The 22,836-nt window shown below is 42.5% G+C and carries 24 protein-coding genes; 11 read left to right on the top strand and 13 right to left on the bottom strand.

The genetic code is table 11. From position 1 onward, the window contains the following. Positions 1 to 88 precede the first annotated feature (88 nt). Together K3T83_RS41910 and K3T83_RS41915 are read right to left on the bottom strand one after the other, a co-directional pair. Positions 89 to 1,366 carry a baseplate J/gp47 family protein gene (locus tag K3T83_RS41910; protein ID WP_220209099.1) on the bottom strand — a complete coding sequence of 426 codons (1,278 nt, stop codon included), beginning with the start codon at positions 1,364 to 1,366 and terminating at the stop codon, positions 89 to 91. Between the two features lie 52 nt (positions 1,367 to 1,418). Next, a complete protein-coding gene (locus K3T83_RS41915; RefSeq protein WP_220209100.1) occupies positions 1,419 to 2,117 on the bottom strand; it encodes a hypothetical protein in 699 nt (232 codons plus the stop codon). Positions 2,118 to 2,619: 502 nt separating this feature from the next. Here K3T83_RS41915 and K3T83_RS58180 point away from each other — a divergent pair. From K3T83_RS58180 to K3T83_RS41935, 4 genes are all read left to right on the top strand, one after another. Next, positions 2,620 to 2,808: a helix-turn-helix domain-containing protein gene (locus K3T83_RS58180; RefSeq protein WP_220209101.1), complete on the top strand. Its 189-nt coding sequence runs from the start codon at positions 2,620 to 2,622 to the stop codon at positions 2,806 to 2,808. Between the two features lie 171 nt (positions 2,809 to 2,979). Continuing rightward, on the top strand, positions 2,980 to 3,423 hold the full coding sequence (locus K3T83_RS41925) for a hypothetical protein (RefSeq protein ID WP_220209102.1): 444 nt from the start codon (positions 2,980 to 2,982) through the stop codon (positions 3,421 to 3,423). A 332-nt stretch (positions 3,424 to 3,755) separates the two neighbouring features. After that, a complete protein-coding gene (locus K3T83_RS41930; RefSeq protein WP_220209103.1) occupies positions 3,756 to 4,721 on the top strand; it encodes a hypothetical protein in 966 nt (321 codons plus the stop codon). A gap of 14 nt (positions 4,722 to 4,735) precedes the next feature. After that, positions 4,736 to 5,056 carry a hypothetical protein gene (locus K3T83_RS41935; RefSeq protein WP_220209104.1) on the top strand — a complete coding sequence of 107 codons (321 nt, stop codon included), beginning with the start codon at positions 4,736 to 4,738 and terminating at the stop codon, positions 5,054 to 5,056. A gap of 30 nt (positions 5,057 to 5,086) precedes the next feature. On the opposite strand, the gene K3T83_RS41940 is transcribed toward K3T83_RS41935, so the two are convergent. The 5 genes from K3T83_RS41940 to K3T83_RS41960 all read right to left on the bottom strand — a co-directional run bounded on the left by K3T83_RS41940 (position 5,087) and on the right by K3T83_RS41960 (position 11,445). Continuing rightward, complete coding sequence (locus tag K3T83_RS41940) at positions 5,087 to 5,944, bottom strand: toll/interleukin-1 receptor domain-containing protein (protein WP_220209105.1); 858 nt, start codon at positions 5,942 to 5,944, stop codon at positions 5,087 to 5,089. Positions 5,945 to 6,348: 404 nt separating this feature from the next. Beyond that, on the bottom strand, positions 6,349 to 7,521 hold the full coding sequence (locus K3T83_RS41945) for an AlbA family DNA-binding domain-containing protein (RefSeq protein WP_220209106.1): 1,173 nt from the start codon (positions 7,519 to 7,521) through the stop codon (positions 6,349 to 6,351). A gap of 96 nt (positions 7,522 to 7,617) precedes the next feature. Then, the gene (locus K3T83_RS41950; RefSeq protein WP_220209107.1) at positions 7,618 to 8,535 is read right to left on the bottom strand and encodes a hypothetical protein; all 918 of its coding nucleotides are present in this window, start codon (positions 8,533 to 8,535) and stop codon (positions 7,618 to 7,620) included. Positions 8,536 to 8,679: 144 nt separating this feature from the next. After that, a complete protein-coding gene (locus K3T83_RS41955; RefSeq protein ID WP_220209108.1) occupies positions 8,680 to 9,714 on the bottom strand; it encodes a toll/interleukin-1 receptor domain-containing protein in 1,035 nt (344 codons plus the stop codon). A gap of 366 nt (positions 9,715 to 10,080) precedes the next feature. Continuing rightward, complete coding sequence (locus tag K3T83_RS41960) at positions 10,081 to 11,445, bottom strand: DUF8453 domain-containing protein (protein ID WP_220209109.1); 1,365 nt, start codon at positions 11,443 to 11,445, stop codon at positions 10,081 to 10,083. A gap of 222 nt (positions 11,446 to 11,667) precedes the next feature. Between K3T83_RS41960 and K3T83_RS41965 the strand changes: the two genes are divergently transcribed. Both K3T83_RS41965 and K3T83_RS41970 read left to right on the top strand, forming a co-directional pair. Continuing rightward, positions 11,668 to 12,498, top strand: coding sequence for a replication-relaxation family protein (locus K3T83_RS41965; protein WP_220209110.1), 831 nt, complete (start codon positions 11,668 to 11,670; stop codon positions 12,496 to 12,498). Then, positions 12,495 to 13,898 carry a type IV secretory system conjugative DNA transfer family protein gene (locus tag K3T83_RS41970; RefSeq protein WP_220209111.1) on the top strand — a complete coding sequence of 468 codons (1,404 nt, stop codon included), beginning with the start codon at positions 12,495 to 12,497 and terminating at the stop codon, positions 13,896 to 13,898. The genes K3T83_RS41965 and K3T83_RS41970 overlap by 4 nt, the downstream gene beginning before the upstream one ends. A gap of 227 nt (positions 13,899 to 14,125) precedes the next feature. Here K3T83_RS41970 and K3T83_RS41975 read toward each other — a convergent pair whose 3' ends face one another. Then, positions 14,126 to 14,905 (bottom strand): hypothetical protein, encoded by a 780-nt coding sequence (locus tag K3T83_RS41975; RefSeq protein ID WP_220209112.1) that lies wholly within the window; start codon positions 14,903 to 14,905, stop codon positions 14,126 to 14,128. Positions 14,906 to 15,281: 376 nt separating this feature from the next. Here K3T83_RS41975 and K3T83_RS41980 point away from each other — a divergent pair, with 376 nt between their 5' ends. After that, a complete protein-coding gene (locus K3T83_RS41980) occupies positions 15,282 to 15,587 on the top strand; it encodes a hypothetical protein (protein WP_220209113.1) in 306 nt (101 codons plus the stop codon). Between the two features lie 324 nt (positions 15,588 to 15,911). Here K3T83_RS41980 and K3T83_RS41985 read toward each other — a convergent pair whose 3' ends face one another. The 4 genes from K3T83_RS41985 to K3T83_RS42000 all read right to left on the bottom strand — a co-directional run bounded on the left by K3T83_RS41985 (position 15,912) and on the right by K3T83_RS42000 (position 19,405). Further along, on the bottom strand, positions 15,912 to 16,136 hold the full coding sequence (locus K3T83_RS41985) for a hypothetical protein (protein ID WP_220209114.1): 225 nt from the start codon (positions 16,134 to 16,136) through the stop codon (positions 15,912 to 15,914). Then, on the bottom strand, positions 16,117 to 16,377 hold the full coding sequence (locus tag K3T83_RS41990) for a hypothetical protein (RefSeq protein ID WP_220209115.1): 261 nt from the start codon (positions 16,375 to 16,377) through the stop codon (positions 16,117 to 16,119). The genes K3T83_RS41985 and K3T83_RS41990 overlap by 20 nt, the downstream gene beginning before the upstream one ends. A gap of 337 nt (positions 16,378 to 16,714) precedes the next feature. Next, on the bottom strand, positions 16,715 to 17,803 hold the full coding sequence (locus tag K3T83_RS41995) for a hypothetical protein (RefSeq protein ID WP_220209116.1): 1,089 nt from the start codon (positions 17,801 to 17,803) through the stop codon (positions 16,715 to 16,717). 393 nt (positions 17,804 to 18,196) lie between these two features. Further along, positions 18,197 to 19,405 (bottom strand): toll/interleukin-1 receptor domain-containing protein, encoded by a 1,209-nt coding sequence (locus K3T83_RS42000; protein WP_220209117.1) that lies wholly within the window; start codon positions 19,403 to 19,405, stop codon positions 18,197 to 18,199. 547 nt (positions 19,406 to 19,952) lie between these two features. Between K3T83_RS42000 and K3T83_RS42005 the strand changes: the two genes are divergently transcribed. Beyond that, positions 19,953 to 20,978, top strand: a complete 1,026-nt coding sequence (locus K3T83_RS42005) for a tyrosine-type recombinase/integrase (protein ID WP_220209118.1) — start codon at positions 19,953 to 19,955, stop codon at positions 20,976 to 20,978. A gap of 19 nt (positions 20,979 to 20,997) precedes the next feature. Here the strand turns inward: K3T83_RS42005 and K3T83_RS42010 are convergent, their stop codons facing one another. Continuing rightward, a complete protein-coding gene (locus tag K3T83_RS42010; protein ID WP_220209119.1) occupies positions 20,998 to 21,243 on the bottom strand; it encodes a helix-turn-helix domain-containing protein in 246 nt (81 codons plus the stop codon). 244 nt (positions 21,244 to 21,487) lie between these two features. On the opposite strand from K3T83_RS42010, the gene K3T83_RS42015 reads away from it, so the two are divergent. The 3 genes from K3T83_RS42015 to K3T83_RS42025 all read left to right on the top strand — a co-directional run bounded on the left by K3T83_RS42015 (position 21,488) and on the right by K3T83_RS42025 (position 22,607). Next, the gene (locus K3T83_RS42015) at positions 21,488 to 21,937 is read left to right on the top strand and encodes a helix-turn-helix domain-containing protein (RefSeq protein ID WP_220209120.1); all 450 of its coding nucleotides are present in this window, start codon (positions 21,488 to 21,490) and stop codon (positions 21,935 to 21,937) included. A gap of 161 nt (positions 21,938 to 22,098) precedes the next feature. Next, complete coding sequence (locus tag K3T83_RS58185) at positions 22,099 to 22,335, top strand: DUF5659 domain-containing protein (RefSeq protein WP_220209121.1); 237 nt, start codon at positions 22,099 to 22,101, stop codon at positions 22,333 to 22,335. Between the two features lie 35 nt (positions 22,336 to 22,370). After that, positions 22,371 to 22,607 (top strand): helix-turn-helix domain-containing protein, encoded by a 237-nt coding sequence (locus K3T83_RS42025; protein WP_220209122.1) that lies wholly within the window; start codon positions 22,371 to 22,373, stop codon positions 22,605 to 22,607. Positions 22,608 to 22,836: the final 229 nt, after the last annotated feature.

The raw sequence follows: 22,836 nt of genomic DNA on the forward strand, positions 1-22,836 counted from the left end.
ATGTTGTGATTTCCTGGACACAATGCTTGAAGTTGTTGAGAAACTGCATATCAGCGATGGTTGCCCCCTTCATTGCTGATCCTTTCTCCTATTTTTCATATACACTGACGGTAATAGTGTTCAGGTTGGTTGGGATCGTTGTTCTGCCGTTTCCGATCTGGATACCTACCGTGTGAACTCCCCGTAGTTGCAACAGTAGTTGTGTTGCCTGGTCGCGGTTTTTTCCTGCTGCTTGTTGCTGGATATTTTTGATTTCTTGATCGGTGAAGTGATACAAACAATCTCCAGTGAGTGTGAGCGATATGTGGAGTTGCTTGTTGTTTGCAGCGATTTTATCAATGGTTTCTTGCAACTCTCCAACAAGCTGATACCCACTTCCTAATTGGTCATTGATAGCTTTTGTAAGCAGTGCTTGTTCCTGAGTAGTCAGATCGGCACGATTATACGCAAATACGGTACAGGCGCTAGCAAGACTAACGGTAATCTGTGCTGCTTCAACTCCAGGCTTTGGGTTACTGGTTGTCTTGTTCTGACATTGCGGTGATAACATTGCTTCTTGCAGGGCCAGTTTTTTCTTTGCTTCAGTGGTGATCTGCGTGGTTATCAATGAGGTTATATCTGCAACTGCTGTTTTGATATCTTCCTCACTAGCAGTTTTATACTCTCTCGCGTCCTGGCCGCCAGTAAATTGACTGTTGCGAACAAACACATTTTCCCGACAACACTGACCATTGATAGCTCCTGTAGGAATATTGCCGGTTGATCCAACAGTAACAGTGTGTGCTGAAACCGTTATCTGTCCATTTGTGGCAAGGTTGCCAGCCGGAATATATGCGGCTTGATCGGTGACAACATGGATATTATTGGCACTAAGCAATAATGTTCCTGCCGGAACAAGTTGCGGTGATTGCAGGGCATTATAAAATGTCACGAAACCGGCTGCTTTTGTCGCGTTTTGATGGGCAGTACCAGTTGTATTGATCTGTTCCGATAGCGACAGCGATTTCGTCAGTATCTCCCTGGCTGGCAATGTGATCTCACCAGACGTTGTTATTGTTCGTCGATCTGGGCTAATAAAAAGTGTCGCGGACTCATGCAGCAGTGGAAGAATAACAATGGCAAATGACAAGGTGAGAAGCAACGTAATTATTCCGATAGGGAGAAGCCACTTCACAGGAATAATACGCTTCTTTTCCAGATCAACTACTGGTTGTTCTTCTGGTTCTGGCTGTTGTGGTGGTTTCTTTCCTACAAGCGAGACCGTCTGTGTTGCCAGGACTATATCTACCTCTTCTGGTGACGGTGCATTGCTATCAATATCTGCCAAAATTCGGTCAATCTGATCTTTGAGGTTATCAGTACTCATAACTCCTCTCCCCTTTGGTGCGAAAAAAGAGCAGGGTTGCCCCCGCCCTTTCTTATTTGCTGGACTGCCGGAATGTTGTGCCATCGTTATAGAGGATGTACAGCGTATTGTTGGCAACGATTAGCATATCTACTTTGCCATCACCATTTTCATCAGCAAACGTGATCGAAGTAATAGCGATGAGATCACAGTTTGGTCCGACAAAGTGAGCGATGTAGTAGAGATGTGGTACTTGCTTTCCTGGCCCACTCTCACCCAGCTCCACGACATACAAACTACATTTGAGATTGACGCCAATGTAGTCTGAATAGGGATGCGCGGGATCACCATGTCCAGCTATTGTCCTGGCATGTGTGGTTCGCGGATAGCCGTAGGTCTGGGTATCATGCCAGTTTTGCAGCGCTGGCGAAATGATTTCAACAATCGCTAGCGCAAACACGACCGCCAACAATACCGTTCCTAAAGCCAGCAGTACAAACGCTCCGATATTGAGTCTAAATCGTTGTTTCGGCGCAGTTGTTACCGGATAGCGTCTGACACTTGAGGGCGTTCGAGGTTCATCAGGTATATCATCATACGCTGGTGAAGCTGGCTTTTTTGGTTGTCGGGTTTGGTATGGCTGATCCTCTGGGTGAATACCTGCGTAATGCCCTCCCCGATGTGGTGAAGCTGGCGGTTGGTTTTCAAACGCTGGAGTGCGACTGGCACGAGGAGGAACATGCACCGCTATTTGCTCTTTAAGTGGTGGCATACATCCCCCTTTACTGAGCTAAGTTGCAGATCCCCTCGATCTACCGCCTCAAGATAGGCGAGTGCTTTTAGTCTTCCTTTCTGACACTGGCAGTTTTGATTGCTACAAAATGGCCGCGCTAAAGTGTGATAGTAAAAGACTGGAAATGTAGGAGCATCAGATGATGCATTCTGCGTTTGCGTATGCAAGATAGACTCCTCTCTCCCGTAATAAGGGGTGGCTCCTGAGCTAATCCCCCACGCTCAAGAGCCAATGTGCCAGAAAATGTGACGGTTTGTGTCCTTCACCACCTCCTTTCTCAATGGAGACTACAGACAACTACAGAATACCCAGTCAAACACAGTCTTGTCAAGCGAAAATGAAGCTAAATTTATTATATACAAGAGTAACCTATTAAAATTGGGTAAAACTAGCCAATTCCAACGAAACACAGAAGAAGAAAGTCATTGACGCTTGAAGTAAACTAGACCTATAATAAGTCAAAACTGATCGGGGTGCGCTCTTGGCTGACTCAGACTTCCTCACACCAAAGCAGATCGCAGAGGATCTGCAAGTCCACATAGAAACAGTGTATACATGGATCAGAGAGAAAAAACTGATCGCTGTTCGTTTATCTGCGCGAGATTATAGAATAAGCAAAGAAGACTATGAGGATTTTTTAAGTAAGAGAAAAACGGACAGAAAAGAGTAGGTCTTATTTCGGGAGGGAAATATGGTCCCTCCCTTTTTTATTGGTTCATGTTATAGGTAAACTGCCGTTCCTGATCCAAGATCCAATAGTAATATGCAAAGTTTGAAATCCCTCTCTCGCGTGCGTCTTCTTTACTGAGGTGTGGTCTTTCATTTCAAAGGGAGATACGCTATGGATACTCAAACTCTTGCAGTCATTACCTGGAGTACATTTGCTCTTAATATCATCGCAATACTTTGTGCTGTTATTGGTACGCTCTATACCCGTTCAACATACAAAGTACAGGTAAGAGGCGTTTACCTTCAGGAGCTACAACTACAACAACCCGAAAGTATAGATGCAACAGGAAAACGAGGGAATACCTTGCTAAAAGGTGCGGGGAAATTAATACTGCTATTATTCATTTTAAGCACACTCGTTTCCACGTTGTTGACACAAACTACCTCCTCTTTAAAATCTGTGCAAGATGTGATTCCCCTTTTTGCCTGGATTATAGCTGATCTTCTCATTATATTTTTCATCGTTATTACAATTGGCTGGAGTATTGCATATAAAAAGGGCTACAAACGAGGCTATAACGATGCTTCCTCTGCAAATGAAACAGAGAGATGGTGAATGAGGTAAAAAGGGGGCTTCTACCAACACGGAGACACCATATATGGTGCAGTGTAGTAAACAGAAGCCCTGTCGAACGTAGAGTAAACACTAAACAGAAAACCAGTGCTGCAAGTATACCAGTGAGACAGTTGGCAGCCATACGTAAACAAGGTCTTTTACTCTTACATTTAAAGCTCTGGCTATTTTCCAAAACATAACCCGGTAGCACTCAAATAAAAACAAATAAATTAATTGATTTGATAGCGAGATTATGTTATACTTTTTAGTTGTATTCACCATTTTTAGTCAACAAGTGCAAGTAGAAATTTTGAATAAGAAAGGTTAAGGGCATGAGTCAGCATACAAATTTACCACCTGATGACTTGTCTTTTGGGGAACCAGATGAGGTAACAGCTTCCCAATCAGAAACCTATCTTGCAAGCCCTTATCCAGTTTGGCTCCTCACACCTTTCGGGCGTATTATCGCTGCTAATCTCCTCGCTCAATGGTTCTGGGAAGTACGAGAACTAAGCGATCTTTTTGGTTTTACCGCTTTTGACATCTTCAGTAAAAATCGCAGCCGTATTCCCAAAGAAAAGAATAATGAATTTTTCCGAAAAAAGATACCTGTTTTCAAGCGGTTGAGTCCAGACAACAAAAGACTATCCACGCTTTTTCTTGAATATGTTGAGAACGATCCGATTTTAAGAAAAATCTACGATGAGGCGAAATACATTCCTGACGAAACATGGGAGTCTAAACGTGTGTGGAAATATCCCCTTCTTATTAAGCCTCCAGTAGGAACAAAGAGCGATGAACTATTAAAGCTTCAAGTGACTGTGTATCGTCTCACACCCAACAACGAATTTCTTGGTGTCTATAAACCTGATCCGAGCAGTCTCATAACACGATCTCTTATGGCACAAAAGTACCAACAAGCTATGACTATTGCAGATATGATAGAATATGTCCAATATGAACGAAGGGAAGATAGAGGAGGTGAGGGAATAGTGCAAAAAGAAGGTGGAATACAACTTACTGAACCAGAGGCAACCCGAAAGGTGTATGCCGCGTTGGAGAACCGTACTTATTCTTGGCGAACCTTGCCTAGTATTTCAAGAGAGTCAGAGATTGCTCCCGAAGAGGTTAGCACAATTATAGATAATTTAGGAGAGAGAGGCTTAATCGTGGAAGCTAATCGGAGAAATCGAGAGACGAAAGAAATGGTCACTGTCTATAAAACGAAAGAACGCTATGAAAAGGAAGAACCTAAACTGAATCGTTTCCTATCGGCGTTGGCTAATGTAATTAAGTGATAGGGGGAGAACGCATGCATGACATGCCTACGCTTCATGATGCAATTATTACGATTATTGCATTCGCTGGGGGATGGATAGGAGTTGTTTTTGAGCTTATGGAGCTTTCGCATACTCCCAGCACAAAACGACCTAAAACGTTCAAAGACCCTTATTACAAACTCCGATTTTTTGGACTCCCGTTTATTGCAGCTACTTTAGGGTTGTTGTATCAGCTCAGTAATTTTAATCTTACGCCGGTCGTTGCGTTTAACATTGGTGTGTCTGCTCCCCTTATCATCAAATCTTTTATAAGAAGTGGAGTTAATCTAGATCTAGACCCCAAAACTGAGTAGTATTACTAGTTACCTGCATGATAGAATGTTCTATGGAAAGAGGGGAAGGTCAAGCTGATCCGCTTGGTATCGCAATGCATTCAGCAATTTTTCAAAGCCTCGTTCCTCAAAAAGATTTACTGCCTGATACCGTTGTAATCGATCTGGAAGATCACATGCCTCTAGCTTGACAGGGATCATGTAAATATCACCTTCTAGTTGCTTATCAGCTTCATCTAAAGCAAACACAATTTCTTTTTGAACATATCCTCTTTTGTTCGTCGAACCTTGTGAGAGGCATACGACAACAACATGTGTTCTATGGATTGCTTTCCGTATCTCTCGGTTCCAATCTTGCCCTGGTATCAAACTTTCTTCATCGAGCCAAGCATCAACGCCTTTAGCTTTCAAGCGACGATAAAGCTCTCTTACATGGGATTTATCTCCCGATGCGTGACACAAGAACACACGCAATCTTTGAGGAGATGGTACTGTTATTCCCCTTGCAAGTAATACCTTTGGTAAATCGACATCCTTTATTGCCCAGTGGGTTCTACCGTACTCCCAGCCATGCATGTCGAGCTTACTGCCCATTGTTTCAAACTCAGATTGGGTGAGGAACTTATCCAAATGAATAATTTTATAATCTACATAAAGCCATTGTTGCCCTTTTCGTATTTTCCGTTCTATTTTACGAATGTAACCAAACTTTGGATCTTTACCCCAGTGCGTTTCATACGCAAATAAACAAGGGAATTGCATAACCTCCTGTATCTGGACTTCTGAAAGCGCACCATACCGTTTTACAATTTCTGGATCTGTATACTCACTAACGCAACGATCAAGCGTATTGATATAAGGATCGCCATTCCAATCATTAGAGGTATTTGCTACAAATAGGTTGAACATAAATTTCCAACGCCTTTCAGATTTATGCTTCTATTGACTGAATGTATCAATTTCAATATTTTATTCTTGCAGCCTTTATTTGTAAATAACTCATCGGGAGTTGATGAACAAAATTGACGGAAGCTGCTTTCACGGAAGAGAAACAGGTGCTTTCTGAGATTGTAGGCTTTGTTTTTCTGAAAGCTGACACATTTCATCCTCCAGAGGGAGAGCGAGATAAGCTGCATATGACCAAACACTAAATCCTCCCAGTTCTTGAGGGAGTGAGATTTCGCCGATTCCTCATCATGATCTGAGATTCACCACGCCATCGGAGGAATAAACGAGCGAGAAGAAAGGTAGATTTAGTAGCAGCGGCGTAGATACCTCCACTATCACCCATCCTTATATTATTTCACCCGCCTCTATGAAGGTAAGTTTAACTTTTGCTGAAGTTCGGGGAGCGCCTCTTTGATTTTCCTATAATCAGCGAAAGTTCTGGCCCAACTTAACTTTTCGATCTCATCCGCAAGTTCTTTGTAGTGATTAGCTTTCGGCTCCTCTTTAACAAGCCAGAACTGATAATGGAGACGCAGAAGCATATGCACGTACTGATTAGCTTCATAGGTGAACGTGTTTAGTCTATGTTCGTCAAGTGCATTAAGCCAGCGAATCGTTGTGTCTCGAACATCTTCCTCCTGCTCATTAAGCCCTTCGATTGTAACTGAGGCATCTGACCTAATAGTAGAAAGTAGTTTGTTCGATGCGTCATGGACTTTCTTGAGATGACTTAGCCACTCAGCCCAACTCTTACCACCATCTAGGACAAATATTACCTTTGTAGCGGCCAGAATTTCGCTAGATATAAGTTCTAGTTCTTGATAATAATTAGATTTCTCACCGAACGCCCTTTTGACTTTATTAAGGTTGCTTTCAATAGAATCACGGTTACTTTCCAACTCTATTTTTACTCGATTAAGTTGAGGATTTACAGCCTTTTCCTCATATAAGTTTAAACTGCTCATAATATTCGTAAGTACTGTGACAATCCATGAGACAACAGCAGACTGTTCCTGATTATCATTCGTAGAGCGTTCAAGTTCTGTTGGTAGGAGCGGTTCACGGTTTGCGAAATATTCTTTGAAGCGGGCTTTTACTTCCTCTGGCTCTGCTGGTTTTGATCTTGTACCTTCACGAATGTAGGGCTTACTCATGACATAGTAAATTGGTTCGCCTTCAAGTAAATCAAGTCGAATGAGGATTAAGCCAGTAGTAGTGTCGGTAAAGTAATAAGATTTCCAATTGATCCTCGGCTTGATTCTGCCCACAGCCCTTTCAAATAATTTCTCTTGCCATACCTGGTGTGAACCGCTAATCCCCTTTACCGTACCATCATCACTGATGCCTATATAGACTTTGCCACCAATAGAAGCAAGGGCTGCAAGTTCATGGGAGAGATCATCTTTCCAAGCATCTGCGACCTTTGTATTCAGTTGCGTATGGTCATAGTCTTTAAACTCTATATGCCAAGACTCTCCCTCAGCCAAGTCTTGCTGAAGTTGAGCGACAAGTTCTTTCTTAGTATAATTATTCCTCATTACACATTCTCACTTATTGGGATATTTATAATTAAAGGCCATTTTGCTCGACTTTTGCTTTTTTGTCAAGAAAGCCGCTTACAATGCCTGGAAGTTCTACTTTTCAAATGCTTTGTATATGATATCTCCCAATATACGCATTAGGGAAACAAATAACGTTACCTCATCTTTTTTCAGAGGAAATTTTCTCCCCAACTGGTTCGCGTATCCTGGTAGCTTGCCGACGAAATCAGCATCTATGACTCCGGCATTGTGTTCATAGATATGACGTACCTGGAACATTTTAAACAGGAAGTCACGATCACCTGTACCCACAAGTACAGCAATATCCTTTCCGATGACCGTGTTCAACGCCTTTTCTAGCTCCAAAAAGTTTTGAAACAAATTTTTTGGTCTCTGGGGCAATGTCGAATGTTTTGCTCGCAATGCTTTTCCAAGCGAGTCAAATGCAGAAACAGTACCGACGAGCGCATCCTTTATCAAATCTGCTCGTATATGTTCATCAATCTTGTCGTCATCGGAGAGTATCAATTTTCCATTCGACGCATCCAGTGATTTCTCGTAGATGACCCGCGCATTCAGTTTCCCGCAGTCTGGACAATTTGAAAACACCCCGTAAATCGAGAAGACCAATCCGCATGAGTCGCAAGTAACATTGGTCTCCAGCATTTTTTCTTGATACTGTTGTATCGAAAATACGGGAGCATGGACGCTTACCTTTATTTGCAGAAAGCTGCTTGAGGACGTTTCTAATCCTTTGAGGCTATTTGTGAAGTCACGAAGCACTGGCTCTAAAAATTGCTTATTTATGAGACTGAGGGCATAGTCCTTCTGATCCTGCGTAAGAAACGCTTGGCCTTCGTCAGTATAACCGCAGTAAGGGCAGATACATTGCTTTGTTTTCAGGCCCGTTCCTGGTTTGATCTTAAAATACAATTCGCAAGACGGACACTCTCTGCCGACTAAGCCGTTTTCATCTGGTGTCAACTTTATAGAAACTGTGTGTTCATTCATGCATGAAAGTATACCGTAAACTTAGCAGAATGAAAAGAGATTTGCTAGTTGTGTTACTCCATTAACTGTATGATTGAACTATTTTCCCTATAACATCTCACATAGCAAGAGACACAAAACAGCAAATATGTCCCATTCAATAATCTAAAATCCCAAATTCTTTGGAAAGAATGGCAGTCGTTTTTGATGACTGGGAGTATAGAATAACGATAATTGCAGCGAAGACAGACCAACACTTAGGAGGAGTATCTGCAAAATGGTGACATGAAGATGGTAAATGCTATTTAAATAAGCATCACTAATGGCCGTCCAGATCGCACAGTACAGAAGAGTTATGCTGACAGCAATCATATTATTTTTTCCAGTTACACCCATGCCAAAAAGCAGGGAGGAGAAAATAAAGCTCATTGTAACCACAACAAAATTTCCTATCAATTGATAAATGATGAGCGGTAAAGCGAGTATTTCCAGGACGGCAAATAAGAACAGCAAGATCAGCGACAATCCTTTGCTCCTTTTATTAGCAGCATGTAAAGAAAAGTTCCTCTTGATAATTCGCGCATAATGCTTCATTTTTTCCCCTATCGAATAATCAGCATTAATGGTCTTATACAAGTCCCTCTTCTTCTTTTTTCGGGAGGTAGTTACCGTCCTATCGGGGGGAGGTGTTGTATCATCATCAGTTTTGTTGTTAGTCTCTTTGTCTCTTTCCTTCTGCAAATCCATCACTAAACTTCTGATGTTTTTACTAATTTCCGTAAATGCCTTGTCTCTATCAGGGCAGAGAGCGACAGGCTTCAGATCATAAGGGAGTGCTTGAAGTTTCCCAATGGCGGAAGTTTCCCAGTCTACAGAACGAAGGAGAATCGGAATAACCCATGCTTCACCTGCCTCGTGTCGTTGCAAAGCAATATCAACTTCTGTACTTTCACAATAATTTGTTGCTATAAATTCATGGCTAACTAGAAGCAGGATAATATCCGCACTCGCAAGCATTTTACTTTTTTCTTTGCTCCATTCCTGCCCTGGTTTCACATCTTGATCGCTCCAGCTAGCAATATATCCTTGTTTTTCTAAGAGTTTAAGGTGGTAAGCAAGCCTGTCTCTCAGCAACTTATCTTTACGAGCATACGAATAGAAAACGGTAATAGGGGCATTACTGTTCTGTACTGGCTCCATTTTGCCTTGTTTCCTCCAATACCACAATATGGAAGAACAAAATAAAAACTGTTGTAAGTAGTACTTTTCCCTATGAACGAGCTATTTATCTCTATACATTATAGACGAGCATACAAAGATTAATTAAAATACTTTTCTTTTGTTCATGGCATAATTTCTCGCATCCAGCTATACGCCCCTATGACAGATTGCTTGTTGATCTCATGCATATGGTTTAAAACTAGACAGATATTTGGAATGTGAGTATTCCCAATAACAGACCGTATCAGAACCAGTTTTCATTCTTTGCAATAATCAGTCTCAACTCTAGCCTCGACTCTGCAAAATAAATCATACACAATGGAACAAACAAACGACAGCTTTACACTAACTCTTTTCAGAAATCTCACTTTGTTGCACAGCCACAGCACTGCTTTCTTCATCATTACTTGGTAAGTTTTCTTCTGCTTTTTCAATTTGTTGAAGCAAATTTCTAATATCCGTAATAATTTCATCCCCTAGATCATTAAATTCTTCTATCGAAGAACCCTGTATCGAATGTGCCGCTACGTAACCATCCCGTGTCAGCATCATATTTCCAAGCTTACATAATTTAACGCCAATATCTTGCATTGCCTTATTCAAGCTGCTATCGGGATTCTCAATTGTCGATCTCAACGTCTCCTCACTGAGTAAAAGACATTTACTTCGCAGATCGAAGAGAAAAGGTTTTAGCAGCAATTTCTTGTCTTTGCCATATCCTAACGTCCAGGTAAGAACGAAATCCTTCAACCCTACTGTGACATCAACTTTTCCTTGTCTTTGAATTGCATAAGATGTTCTTGCTAAGTTCCTGCTGAGCATGTTGGATATATCGTTAGCGTCGTAGAGTAAGCCCTTAAAATATTCGGTATATTGAAAAAAATTGCTAGATAGCGACTCCATTGCTGCTGCTATTTTTGCTACCGGTTCACGTTCCTCCAATTGATACCTATAATGATTAAGGTCTAAATCATACCTAATCTCTTGTCTTGGTAAGGTATCATTGCCAGAGTAACCCACTTTAACAGCATAGACCATCGGGGGATTATCATTGAAGTAATTGATAGCAATAGCAAAAGGTATAAGAATCTTATTGTTTGGCACCAGTGAATGTATGCCGTTAGTTAGTAAGATGTTATCCTCTAAATCATCTTTTCTAAAAATCCTGATTTGCAAAGGTGGATCAAACCCTAATTTAATATCTTTCGCAACTGTTTTTCCTATATTTTCTACTACCACATTAAGCATCATATTTTCATGATCAAATTTCGTATAAACAATCACGAAAGGGGCGTTCTCCTCTTCCCGTGCATTTCTCATTTCGAGAAGTGTCTTTTCTGCTGCCTCTGCTGATTTCCTTGTTGCTTGTGCTGAATCTTGCGTTGCTTTTGCCATTGCAGAAGTGTCTATGACATATTTCACGACAAATGCAAGCGACAATCCAGAAATAATTATGCTGATAATAGCAATAACTACTGACGGATCGCTGTAGGCGCTAGATTGGGAGACATAGATTACAGCCGGTGTTGCTGTTACAAAAGCAGTGGGGTTCACCTTTGGGGTGAGGGTAGGCATCTGTGTAGGTGTCATAGTGATTAAACTAGAACCAGTATGTGCTTGTGTAGTGTTGTTAAGAAGGAGTATTGTTAAGAAAACTACGCTACATACTAAGATAGCAAATGCTCCAACTTTCGGGAAATGAGCTTTCACGCCATCCCTCTTTCTACGAAACTAGACAACTGTTTTTAGAGGTATCGAAGAATTATTTTGCCCATAATAACATAGAATGAACATTTTTACTACTTCAGCTTTTTATCAATCTGTACAGAATAATTAGAATCAATAGTATATACAGGTCGCTTGCATATATAAGTGTCTGGGATCAAAAGAACTTCAGGGTAATAATTGTAAAAAATACAAATTAACCAACCTATGATAAGCGATACCGAAAAACGCATCCTGCAATGCCTGTATGTCTTTCCGTTCTTGACTGTCCAGCAAGTACGACGGCTTCTCATGTTTCACAGCAGTAGCTATGCCAGTACAAAGTTCAGAGCGCTATGGATGAAAGAACTTATCCAGCGCCGTAGTTTGCCAAGCGCGATCCGGGCAGGAAGTGTCCCCTGGATTTACGCACTGACACGAAGCGGAAGGAGCTACCTTCGTCGGAGCGGCTATAATCTCCGTTACCATCCCTATCCGTCAGAAGTCTTCGCCGTTGAAGACTATGATAACCTCCGTCATGACCTGGCCGTAACAGATTTCTTAATTGCCGGATATCTTCTAGCAAAGCAGTATCCAGCTATTTCGCTTATTGAGATGCTGCACGACCGAACACTTCGCGCCATGCAGCAAAGCCCTGCCGTGTTTGACGGCTGGCTTAACTTTCTTGTGCGTGGCGGGAAACAACAGTGCATTGCTTTGGAATACGAACGGAGGGAGAAAGATGTCAAGGCATTTGAGCGGAAGATCATGGCACTCTTAAATTTTATTGTGCCAAATGCACAAGGGAAGAGTCCATACGAAACACAATTTCACACCGCTTCACTCACTATTTCTTTTGTCACACCAATCAGCCTGGACTATACCTATACGCTGAAACAACGCATCGAAACGATTTTGAAGGTGACAGAAAAAGTTTATGAAGCAGACGTATTTCGACTGCTGTATTTGCCACCCGGCGAAGTAGATCCGGCCACCTTTCTCACAGCGAGTTGGCTCCGACCGTTTACCGATCAAAAGATGTCGCTAATTGCAGTATGAAGAAAGTACGCGTTCTCTTAGGAAGAAAATCACCATTGCCGTTTCCATTTCATCTTTCAGGGAAAGACCTGACGGCGCATAAGCATGTGATGGGGAAAACCCAAAGCGGAAAAAGTAAGCTCCTGGCACATATGGCAGCTTCTCTCATTGAAAAGGGACAAGGCGTTTCCGTTATCGATCCTGCTGGCGATCTGGTTACGGACATTGTGGGATTATTATATTTTCGTGGCTTTTTCAAGCGGCCTGACGCTTGGCAAAAACTGCAATACATCAACTTCTCAGATCCGCAGCGTTTCTTTCCCTTTAATATCCTCAAGCAGCCGTATGACACCGCTACTGTATCTGAGATGCTGGTTGATGCGTGTAGAAGAATATGGCCGGAGTCACTAGGAGAAGCACCATTATTTGAGACTATTATGCGGGCCTCGCTTCCAGTGCTGATTGCAAATAATTTGCCTCTACCTCTGCTGCACAAGTTTCTGACCGATAAGCCATTTCGTGAGCGGTGTTTACAAAAAGTTCGTGACCAGCGGATATTAGCATTCTTTCACAATGAATTTGACCACTGGAGCCGGGATCAGATAAAAATGGTGGGATCAACCACCAGGCGCACCTATCTTTTAAGTGATGCAGAAGCACTACGCTACTGTCTCGGCCAAGAGAACAACCTTCTACCAGTTCATTCAATTCTTGATGAAAACCAGTCGGTGTTGTACGACATTGGAGGGCTAAGGCAAGAGACACAAAGTATTTTTGGCTGCCTTCTGATGGTTCTCTATGAGCATGAAATCCTACATCGGGCGCAATATACCCCGGAGCAGCGAACAGCACACCAGCTCATTATTGATGAAGCATTCCAGTTTCTTGACGCCAGCGAAAAAGCACTAACACGGTTGCTAGCGTTATGTGCAAAGTATGGCTTAACCTTAACGTTGTGCCATCAGAATTGGAGCCAGTTTACAGAAAAACTACAAGGCGCTATGCAGAATACTATTCCCATAATCTTCAAAATGGGAGGGATTGAGGATGCTCGTTGGGCAGCACCAATTGTTGGTACGTTTGATCCCTATCAAGTCAAAGAAGTAATGACGAAGACGCAAAAAGATCTAGCAACGACGACGTATTTTTCTGAACAGTACGAGGTGTGGGCGCGGTCGCTTCTGGAATTGAAAACACGGCAGGCATATATAAAAACAAGCGATGCGAAACATGCCATTAAGATAATCACGACAAAAATGCATGACGTACAGCCATACCTGTCAAATATAGCAGTGATTAAAGAAGTCTATGCACAAAAGTTACTCACACCACGAGCGCGAGTACAAGCCTATGAACAACAGGCAGTTGCGCCAATAATTTCCTCATCTGCTGTGTCCCGCAAAACCTCTCTGCGAAAATAACTAGGGGATAGTGTGACGAATTAGATGGAAATGTGTTCGATCATATTCTGTTCACAATCAAGGCTGGAAACAGGTAGTAATCAGTTTGATGTGCTGGAATATCTACTGGAAACGGATTTTCGCGTGATTTTCTCCTCTTCCTTTTCAAGTTCCTCAACTACTAGTTTCGCTTTTGCTTTTTCCTGTTTTACTGTCATGCCCTGACCCATAACAGCACCGAGGAAGCATTATTTGGCATAGCTCGCTTTCATAGCCTCGGCTGTCTCATTTGTATCTTTTAATAACGGATAATCATCCTCACCAGGAGTAATGAGGTGATATCCAATGACCAGAAATCCAAGAGTGACTAGTGTTAAGATAGGCACTAGTTCCCACCCCCCACACACTAATACTACGAATAAGCACAAACCGAGGGCTATCATACTGTTCTTCCACCACTGAGGCGTCTTCTTTAATGGTTTTTTATAGCTTCTTTTTACAAAGTCTCCATCCACAATAAGAGCATTTGCAGTTAATCCTATATCGCCTGACTTATCTCCCGCAAGCAAAATTGTTATGGTTATAGCTTCTTTGGGATTAAGCACAAACCCATCTATTGTCACGGAAGAAGGAGTGCTTGTACTGGTTATTTCATCCGTATAGATATTTGTAGGAAGCCTCTCTACTATCTGCGCTTTCACCACCGTTTCTTGCTCAAATGCAAATCGTATTGGTCTAGCATAGTCATCGGGCGTTACCGCTACATTACCTGCGTTCCATATTCTGATGACAACATTGCGCCACCACGTTCCTCCAAGAACAGAAAGACCTCGCTTGGTTTTTGTTTCATACTCAATATCCATAAAGTCTAAATCAGATACCAGCTCATACGCGATTTTTTTTGTCTGTTTTTCTTGGTAATGAACCCAGAGAGGTACAACAACCGAGACGACTATTCCTATCCAAGCTAACCACGTTAGATCATGCAAGATATCTGCTGCTTCTAGTCCAGCCAATAAATGTGTCATAGTGCCTCCCTATGCTCTGGATGCTAGTACAGTACCATCTACGATTTTTGACCACTAAGGCTAGACTCTCTACCAGTTCAAGCTCCATCTCACCCTCTATATACGCTTTCTATAGCCGAAAGGTTAGCAATTTGTAGAAACTTGCATGCTAGGTCGTTCTCTGCTACAATGAGCTGCTTTTTCCGTATAGCAGCAGCAAACGCTTTGCTGAGGATATTCGTTATTCGAGAGAAGTTTTTGCACATTTATACAATCTACAAGAATATATTTCTCCTTTACACCTGGCCTAACTTCACATGGTTAAGCAGCCGTGAGCAAAACCATGCTTGTTGATAATCATGTGCATGTTAGGTCAATTCAGGAATAGGAGAAATTCATGTTGACCCAAATTCTCTTTTCGCCATTTGGCGCAGCTCTGACTCTAGCCATCATTGCCCTCGTCTCAGGCGTAGCTTGTGCCATTGCGAAACTGAGAGTCGCAGCAGCAATCGGCTTCGGAATTGGAATTGGTTTTTTTGCCTTCGTTGCAATCTACCTTTTGGCAGACCTGTATCCAAAAAGCTTGGAGTTCAAGCTGTTCCTGCTCTTGCTGTGCAACGTAGTAGTGGGATTTTTCAGTTATGCCGTATTACCTACAAAGCGCAAAGATAGACGGGTTAGAACGCCAACTAAAGGTGTGTAAGAGTACTCACCCTCAGATGGATTGCTTTAGAATTGCTTGTGGGTAACACCTGTAGATTGTAGATGGTTTGCGGCGTAGGCTGCCTATTGAGATATTGTAGGCGTGGCCTACAGTATCTCCTCCTTGAGGAGAACTTCACTAACACTGAGCCGCAATTTTTTTATACGATTGAAGTCAATAATGGCATCTCAAGTGAAGAGCCGAAGTTTAAAATACGTTCAAGCAAAAAGACCATTGGACGACAGTTTTGCAGTAATGTAAAACTGCACTATCGCCCAATGGTGGAGGCTCGCTCTCCCGCATCAAATGCGGTGACACTGAGTATTATTTCTTCTCAGTCAGTTTCGCTCGTGCAATACTCATCAGTTGGTCGAAAAAACCAAGTTCTTCTAATTCACGCTTTAAGATTTCGGCAATTTCCATAAGATCCTCATCCGTTAATTGATCGACCTCCCGCTGTGACAGAAATGCTTGCAGCTCGTTTCGATCCAGAATGAAGACGGGAAACCGTGTACCCCACGTTTCCTGGTCAAAGCGAAGTGTTATCATAGACTTCTCCAATGAAATGTACTCCGGCTCGTCTCGCCAGGACAACATCCATTGCCGTTTCCAGATCTTCCGGTGAGAATGTATCCGTGAGCTTGCTTCGCAGAATTGATGCGAGTTGCTGCATCTCTACATCACTGAGCACAGCTTGCCAACGGGGAACGCCGAGGCTGACTAAATCCTCTCTGGTTATTGCAAGGATCGAGAAGGATTTTGTCCAATCGGCTTTTCCTTTTCCTCTCATGAATAATTCATCTCCTTATGATTTTCGCACTTACAGAATTCATGTTCTCCTGTCAAGATACAGGGTTTGTAGCAGAAGTAACATTCATTCTCACAAGGGAGTAACGGATGTTTAAAATTCCAGTGGTTGCCGCAATTGCAGAAGCCATTGTGACCTGGGGGAAGCGTGCATTCCTCTGGACATAATGCACAGTGAAGTTTGCATTCAGCCATCAAGGACTCCTTAAACAAGATGTTTTTTCTTACAATTTCGACAGGTGATATATGTTGGCTTGGTGCTACCGTTTTTCGTGCCAAACACAATTTGCTTGCCACAGTCGCAGACAATCACTGTCACCTCAGTTTGAGGTTTCTGTTTCGATTTGCTCACCAGTTGTCTCCTTTCCCTCTGGATTTCCGTTGGCTGTATCTTCTGCAAGATGTATTGCTCCGATTACCCTGGTTTCGTCTATAGACTCTGGAGGATCTCCGGCGACTTCATCATCTGAAAGGTTCGCTACATCGGTATCCTCAGATTGGACAATTCGCAGGGCTGGCGGTCTGCCACGTTTTTTCTTTTGCTCACCGACTTGCGGCGAGGATTGAACTTCCTCATCAGATTGCTCTGAAGGGAGGGGAGCAACTTTTTCCTGGATTGCCAGGGGAGGACCAAACTCTAATGACAGGTCATAAACCGCACTCTCCATTTTTGCGATTAGCGGGTAGATGTCGCTATCCCAAATGCGCGACTGCTGGCGGCCATCAATATAGTAGTAGGAACCGCGCTTGGTGCGCTGTAAGATCGCCTCTGCTTTTTCATACAGGATTTTGCCCTCACCACGTTTGGTCAGTTCTTTGTAACCTGCATATTTGTACAGCAGGAAGGTGATGTGTAGCTTCTCCCACGAGTCGTTGTAGTCGGCCACCACCACGCTTGAATGGTTTAAATCGCCATAGATGGTGAAGTGGGAAGCATGTAAACGCACCTCCTGGTCAGCCCGGAGTGGTTTGTGCTGCTCAGGAGCAGTAAAGCCATTCTGTTTCAGGCTGTAGGTGATATCTTTACTGATATCACCATCGTAGTTTTCCCGCGAGGTGAACACTTCGCCAGCTTCGTTAATAAAGGCATACGTTATTTCGCCATCATCGTTGACCGATTTGGCTTCAAGAAAGCGCAGCCCTTCATGTTTTGCTAACATGCACTGCATACAAATCCGGCGGCTAACACAAGGACGAGGGGGATTTGCGTCAGTATCGTAATGCTGCCAGCATGTACCGCAAATCCGCAGCTTCATCACTAACGGACGAAGAGCATTTTCATAATCGTCCTGGGTGACGTAATATTCGTTGTAATCGCCAGTGTAGCGAAGCCATATGCTTTCCCGTCGCATTGCTTCCTCCTCTTCTGGGTAGTCAGATAACAACAGTAGTTGCGTGACATTTTTCAAGGAGCGAACCTCCTTACCAAAAGAAAAAAGATAGGCAAACCTTGCCTATCTTTCTTTGAGATCGCGCTTCACGTGTTAAGAATTGGTTCTATTCGTACCTCCTGTTGAGTATATAGTTCGCTTGCTGTTAAAGAGCGATGGAAAAACCTCCGTCCTGATACTAGCGAGAAGGATGGCGTGAGAACAGAAACCTATGGGTGTTGCTGAAACATTGGGGCAGAACATTGTATCACGTGGACAGGGCTTGAGCGGCTTAGAAACATGTTGGAAGCACAAACCCAGCAAACGTAAAAATTATTCTTTTCTAATACAGAGGATATGACGGTAAGGAAAGAAAAACAGAGTAACGTACCGTATCGTTAGGAAACTGTTCTAGCTAAAATTAAATGGATTTCAGTCAAGGCCAACTGTATGTTCTTGTACCTCCAGCAATAGGAGGACATAGAGCGCGGAAAGTAGGCTGTCAGGAACCATGTATATCTTCCGTTGGGTAAGCGAGAGGGTCGGGTTAACATGGCCTACTAACCTCTTCTCTATCTCATCATGAAGAAAGTATAGAGCAGGTTTGAGAACATCTCCCCATGCGAGTTGAAAGAATAGCTGAGGCGATACTTTTTCTGAAGCAATTATTCTGCATCTTGGTACTCCGCTAGGAAATTTCCATACGAATGTGACACTCATCGCGTCCACATCCCAGATAATATGCTCCTTCAGTTTTTCTATCTGCTTGTTTTGCACCATTTCCCACAAAGTTACAAGGATACTCATTTCACGAATTTCTTTTGCCCAGAACTGGAGAGCTTCTCCGCTCCATAGGATACTCTCTGGTTGTCCAACCTTCTCCGGGTAGTGGAGCAGTACTGAGACTCCAAGCTCGCCAAAACGATCAGCAAATTGCTTGATAGCTTCAGCCGTTGCAGGCAGCTTGGTGAACTCTCGTACAATATTCTTCTCTCGAAACAGGGAATATCTCCGACTGATTTCCCGTTTCCCAACGGCTGCTGAAACAAGCCAGGGCGCTTCCGGCAGGTCTGATTGGCCTTCGAGGTTAGGGAAAGGGCGTAAATCACTATCCCAGCGATATCTATTCGTCGCGGCGTATCCATGAAACATGAACCCTTCTCTCACATCCGATGGTTGTTGCGGTTGCGAACGAATTTTGTCAATAACTGCGGCTATTCCTCTTTGCACTTCTACCCATGCTATATCTTTATTCTTGGAAGTACTAATTGGGCGTCTATTTTTAGGAAGTACTTGCAGCCCGCTAATAGTCTCATCATGCGTCAGGTTCACTGGCCGTATGATGACAGGTATGACATCAGAAACTCTGTTTTCTTTCTGCAATTTCAGCGCATCCCGTTGTATCTCACAGCAGTCGGCAGATGCGAGAAAATCAGGACTCACAAGTAACAAGACAATATCTGCTTCTTCCAAATGCTTGTTAATCTCTTGTTTTCGGTTCACACCAGCCAGCATACTATCTTCCCACCATGTACATATGTTAAGAGAAGTTTTTAAAGGTTCCAGATGTGTTTCCAGATCTTTTAAGAATTGTATATCTTTGGGTGCATAGCAGTAGAAGATTTCTATCGTGGACGCCATATTTTCCTACCCTTGATCTCTTGGTTCGGTTGGTACAAGTAAAGATTGAATGGTGATATTTTACTCGTGAGTATACTCCAGTTCAGTTTTACTGACAACTGAAATGAGAGAGCATGAATAAAACCGGAGAGAATAGCGCATTGGGCATAGCACTCCCATAAGGGGGATACTAAGCAATATGCTTCCTCTGATGCCCCAGGTATATTTGCTCACTTCCCTGGTACTTGAGTCAGCGATCCTGTCACTCTGGTTAAAACAGCATAGCAAAGCTGGTGTTGCACAGAAATAGCACCTATCAATGTTTTCTTTTTTGATAGGAATGTATTATGGTGGAAAATGTTTATTATTGAACATTTATGGTGATTTTGCTAATATCATTTATAACTTTTGATAACTTACGTGCAGAACCCTGGGCTTTCATCCCGGAAATCACGGGTTCGACTCCCGTACGCGGTACATCTGCATAGAATATTAAAATTCATACTTACCTACCAGAGGTAGAGCTGCAAGAAGAAAATTGCACGTAAGGAATCAAAAGGGATTTCTTATGTTGCAAGGTCAAAAGTTACAACAAGCATACGACGATTATATCCACAATTATTCCATCGAAAAGGGATTGGAAATAAAATCAATCCGAAACAAGAAACGGGTGCTGGATAAATTACTTCCATTCCTCAATGGTAGACCTCTCACATTTGAAACTTGCCGTGAATATGCCTTCTATCTCTATGAAAACGGCTGGACTGCGCCAAACAGCAGAGTATGCATCATCAAGAATTTACGGGCTTTCATAAATTTCCTCTATGACAGAGGCTATATTGCTGATAACTTTGCTAAAAAGCTAGTAAAACCAAAAGTTATCCGTCCTCCGTTACGATTGCCCAGCGAAATAGATGCAGAGAAATGTATTATTGCCGGTACAGAACCAGGACCAGCAGACAGAGCAAGGAGCAAAAGAATAAAAGCTGAAACAAGACTTTGTTTGCAATTTCTTCTACGAACTGGGCTGCGTGTCTCAGAAGCGTTGCATCTTCAGGGACAAGATCTCTCCCCATTTGATGACCAGCCATCTTTTCAGGTCAGGTCAAAAGGGGGAAGAATATCCTTGCTGCCTATTCCTGAAGATATGATCGAGGAAATGAAGAAAAGAGTACGTAAAAAGCGTGTCTTTGAAGCAACTGCCGATACCTGTAATAAAAATCTCAGAGATGGGATGAAAAAACTCAATATCACGCTACCTCTTACCTGCCACAAATTACGAGATATTTATAGCCTTTCACGATTACGCCGGAAAAATCCTCTGCAACTGGTTTCCAGGACACTTCGGCACTCAAGTGTTTCGATCACGGACAAGTATTACAGTGACTATATTCTCGATGATCTGGTCGGAACGATCAATGACTCACCGCTCATAAAAAAATCCCTTCCGGCAGAACAATTAGTAGAGAGAGGGGTCGATGCTTTCAGAAAAGCCATAGGAAACGATAATCGAATCTATATCGAGGTGACGAAAGATACGAATGGCAATGCAATAATAAAAACAACGTGTTTAAAAACTTCTGCTGCTTCTTAGCATTGAGATGCATAGGATATTATTCTGGCGCTTCATCGTTCATCTCTTCACTACGGATATACCACTTTTCTGGAGGAATACCGAAATACTCTCCAAGCCTTCTGACAGTATCAGGATGGGGATCGCTGCCCAGCACAAACGCTCGCCGGATCGTCTGAGGAGCAAATTCTACCGCGAGCGCAAGTTGATTCAAGGAAAGGCCATGCGCTAACCTTGCGTCGTCAAAGAGATCGACATTAAAACGCTTTTTTCTCTTGATACGCATTCGCTTCTGTTTTTCTAGATCAGCCATGTTTTATCAAAATATCATTCTCCCATATTTATTTCAATAAAAAAGTTTTTAATTTTAATTAACTTTTTGACATTATTTGACTTTTATCGTAGGATAGACGGCAGACATTTTTCAACGATGATAAAAAACGGAATGCTAGGAGTTCTCTGCCAACAAAGATCGAACTTACTCATACTCATCATTTACAAAGCTACCTTTCCGTTTTAAGCTGTACTATATGTGTCGAATACATCCTTCTCTTAAAAGTCCACATGATTTTTCAACGCTCGGTGACTACCTAGCGTACCTTCGGAAAACCAAAAACTACACATTACAATATGTGGTAGAGAACGTTGCAGCAGCGATCACCCGCAACGTATTGCCAGATCGCTGCTCACTCACAAGAAGCTATCTTTCGTTATTAGAAGCAGGAAAGTTTGATGAACCATCTCCTCATAAACTTCGAGCACTGGCGTATGTCTATGGCATTCCTTCCGAGATATTGATGCAGAAAGCAGGCTACCTACCAGATAAGGATATGCAGTACCCAGCATCTTCCGTCATACCAGAGGAATTATCCGAATTGCAGCCGAACGAACAGGATCTTCTCAATGATTACCTTGCTTTCTTGCGATTCAAACGAAAAAATCATTGCGATTGTGAAAAAGAGCCATTAAAACGGCGATGAACCTCATGTTTCATCATATTTTCTGATACAACTTTCCTCTTCTAATTCTGATAACTCACCAATGCTGTTGAAAATGCAGAAAAACAGGCAAAAAAGAAGCATTTACCAGCAGAAAGTTTCTTGAAAAGAAACACAGATCTAAAGTACTTTGGTAGTAAGCAATGGAAAATGAATTGTATAAGACCAGAGACCTAGCGGAAGCTGCTGCTTTACTCGTCAGTAAGCAACGGCTCATCCAGATCCTAAGAACCGGGAAGGTCTGCTGGTTTCTTTTTGAAGACAGGGAAAAGTGTTTGCAGGTAGCAAATGAGTATTTCTTTGGAGAGCTTATTGTCAATGCGAGAGAGTATTACCAGGCAATAACGAGATTAAAAAATAGAATTTTTGCAGGAACATAAATGAGGTGTTTCTTTATTGAAAAGTATTTTTTATTATGATAAGTCCGATAAAGCCAGTCAACGAATCTGATATCCGGTATCGTATTGGTCAGCATCTCCAGCATATTCGCCGGATCAAAGGCGTCACCCAAGAAGAATTAGCTGAGTTGATCGATGTATCTGTTGGTTGGGTCAGTCGGGTAGAGCGAGGAGTGAACTTGCCAAATCTGAAATTACTCTTTCGTATCGCAAAAGCGTTACGTGTACAGGTGAATGAATTGTTGCCATTCTAAGAGTAGAATGACTTCCATTTCTGTCGGCTGATAGTGGCAATCAAACACTGTTCGTGCTAGAGGTCATTTGCATTTATCGAGATTGTCTGCGTATCTCAAAAGGAAAATCCCAAAGCACTAAAAGACACACACTTCTCACCTCTCAACTATTGACAAGCTTGTCAATGATTTTTTCCCACGTCTATACTACTATTCCACTGTTGGTGATAGTTCGATCATCTTTGCACAT

The sequence above is a fragment of the Reticulibacter mediterranei genome (assembly GCF_016587455.1).

Bases quoted from the DNA above. Each gene is read 5' to 3' on its own strand.
- K3T83_RS41910 (WP_220209099.1), bottom strand. From the start codon at position 1,366: ATGAGTACTGATAACCTCAAAGATCAGATTGACCGAATTTTGGCAGAT.
- K3T83_RS41915 (WP_220209100.1), bottom strand. From the start codon at position 2,117: ATGCCACCACTTAAAGAGCAAATAGCGGTGCATGTTCCTCCTCGTGCC.
- K3T83_RS41925 (WP_220209102.1), top strand. From the start codon at position 2,980: ATGGATACTCAAACTCTTGCAGTCATTACCTGGAGTACATTTGCTCTT.
- K3T83_RS41930 (WP_220209103.1), top strand. From the start codon at position 3,756: ATGAGTCAGCATACAAATTTACCACCTGATGACTTGTCTTTTGGGGAA.
- K3T83_RS41935 (WP_220209104.1), top strand. From the start codon at position 4,736: ATGCATGACATGCCTACGCTTCATGATGCAATTATTACGATTATTGCA.
- K3T83_RS41940 (WP_220209105.1), bottom strand. From the start codon at position 5,944: ATGTTCAACCTATTTGTAGCAAATACCTCTAATGATTGGAATGGCGAT.
- K3T83_RS41945 (WP_220209106.1), bottom strand. From the start codon at position 7,521: ATGAGGAATAATTATACTAAGAAAGAACTTGTCGCTCAACTTCAGCAA.
- K3T83_RS41950 (WP_220209107.1), bottom strand. From the start codon at position 8,535: ATGAATGAACACACAGTTTCTATAAAGTTGACACCAGATGAAAACGGC.
- K3T83_RS41955 (WP_220209108.1), bottom strand. From the start codon at position 9,714: ATGGAGCCAGTACAGAACAGTAATGCCCCTATTACCGTTTTCTATTCG.
- K3T83_RS41965 (WP_220209110.1), top strand. From the start codon at position 11,668: ATGATAAGCGATACCGAAAAACGCATCCTGCAATGCCTGTATGTCTTT.
- K3T83_RS41970 (WP_220209111.1), top strand. From the start codon at position 12,495: ATGAAGAAAGTACGCGTTCTCTTAGGAAGAAAATCACCATTGCCGTTT.
- K3T83_RS41975 (WP_220209112.1), bottom strand. From the start codon at position 14,905: ATGACACATTTATTGGCTGGACTAGAAGCAGCAGATATCTTGCATGAT.
- K3T83_RS41980 (WP_220209113.1), top strand. From the start codon at position 15,282: ATGTTGACCCAAATTCTCTTTTCGCCATTTGGCGCAGCTCTGACTCTA.
- K3T83_RS41985 (WP_220209114.1), bottom strand. From the start codon at position 16,136: ATGATAACACTTCGCTTTGACCAGGAAACGTGGGGTACACGGTTTCCC.
- K3T83_RS41990 (WP_220209115.1), bottom strand. From the start codon at position 16,377: ATGAGAGGAAAAGGAAAAGCCGATTGGACAAAATCCTTCTCGATCCTT.
- K3T83_RS42000 (WP_220209117.1), bottom strand. From the start codon at position 19,405: ATGGCGTCCACGATAGAAATCTTCTACTGCTATGCACCCAAAGATATA.
- K3T83_RS42005 (WP_220209118.1), top strand. From the start codon at position 19,953: ATGTTGCAAGGTCAAAAGTTACAACAAGCATACGACGATTATATCCAC.
- K3T83_RS42010 (WP_220209119.1), bottom strand. From the start codon at position 21,243: ATGCGTATCAAGAGAAAAAAGCGTTTTAATGTCGATCTCTTTGACGAC.
- K3T83_RS42015 (WP_220209120.1), top strand. From the start codon at position 21,488: ATGTGTCGAATACATCCTTCTCTTAAAAGTCCACATGATTTTTCAACG.
- K3T83_RS58185 (WP_220209121.1), top strand. From the start codon at position 22,099: ATGGAAAATGAATTGTATAAGACCAGAGACCTAGCGGAAGCTGCTGCT.
- K3T83_RS42025 (WP_220209122.1), top strand. From the start codon at position 22,371: ATGATAAGTCCGATAAAGCCAGTCAACGAATCTGATATCCGGTATCGT.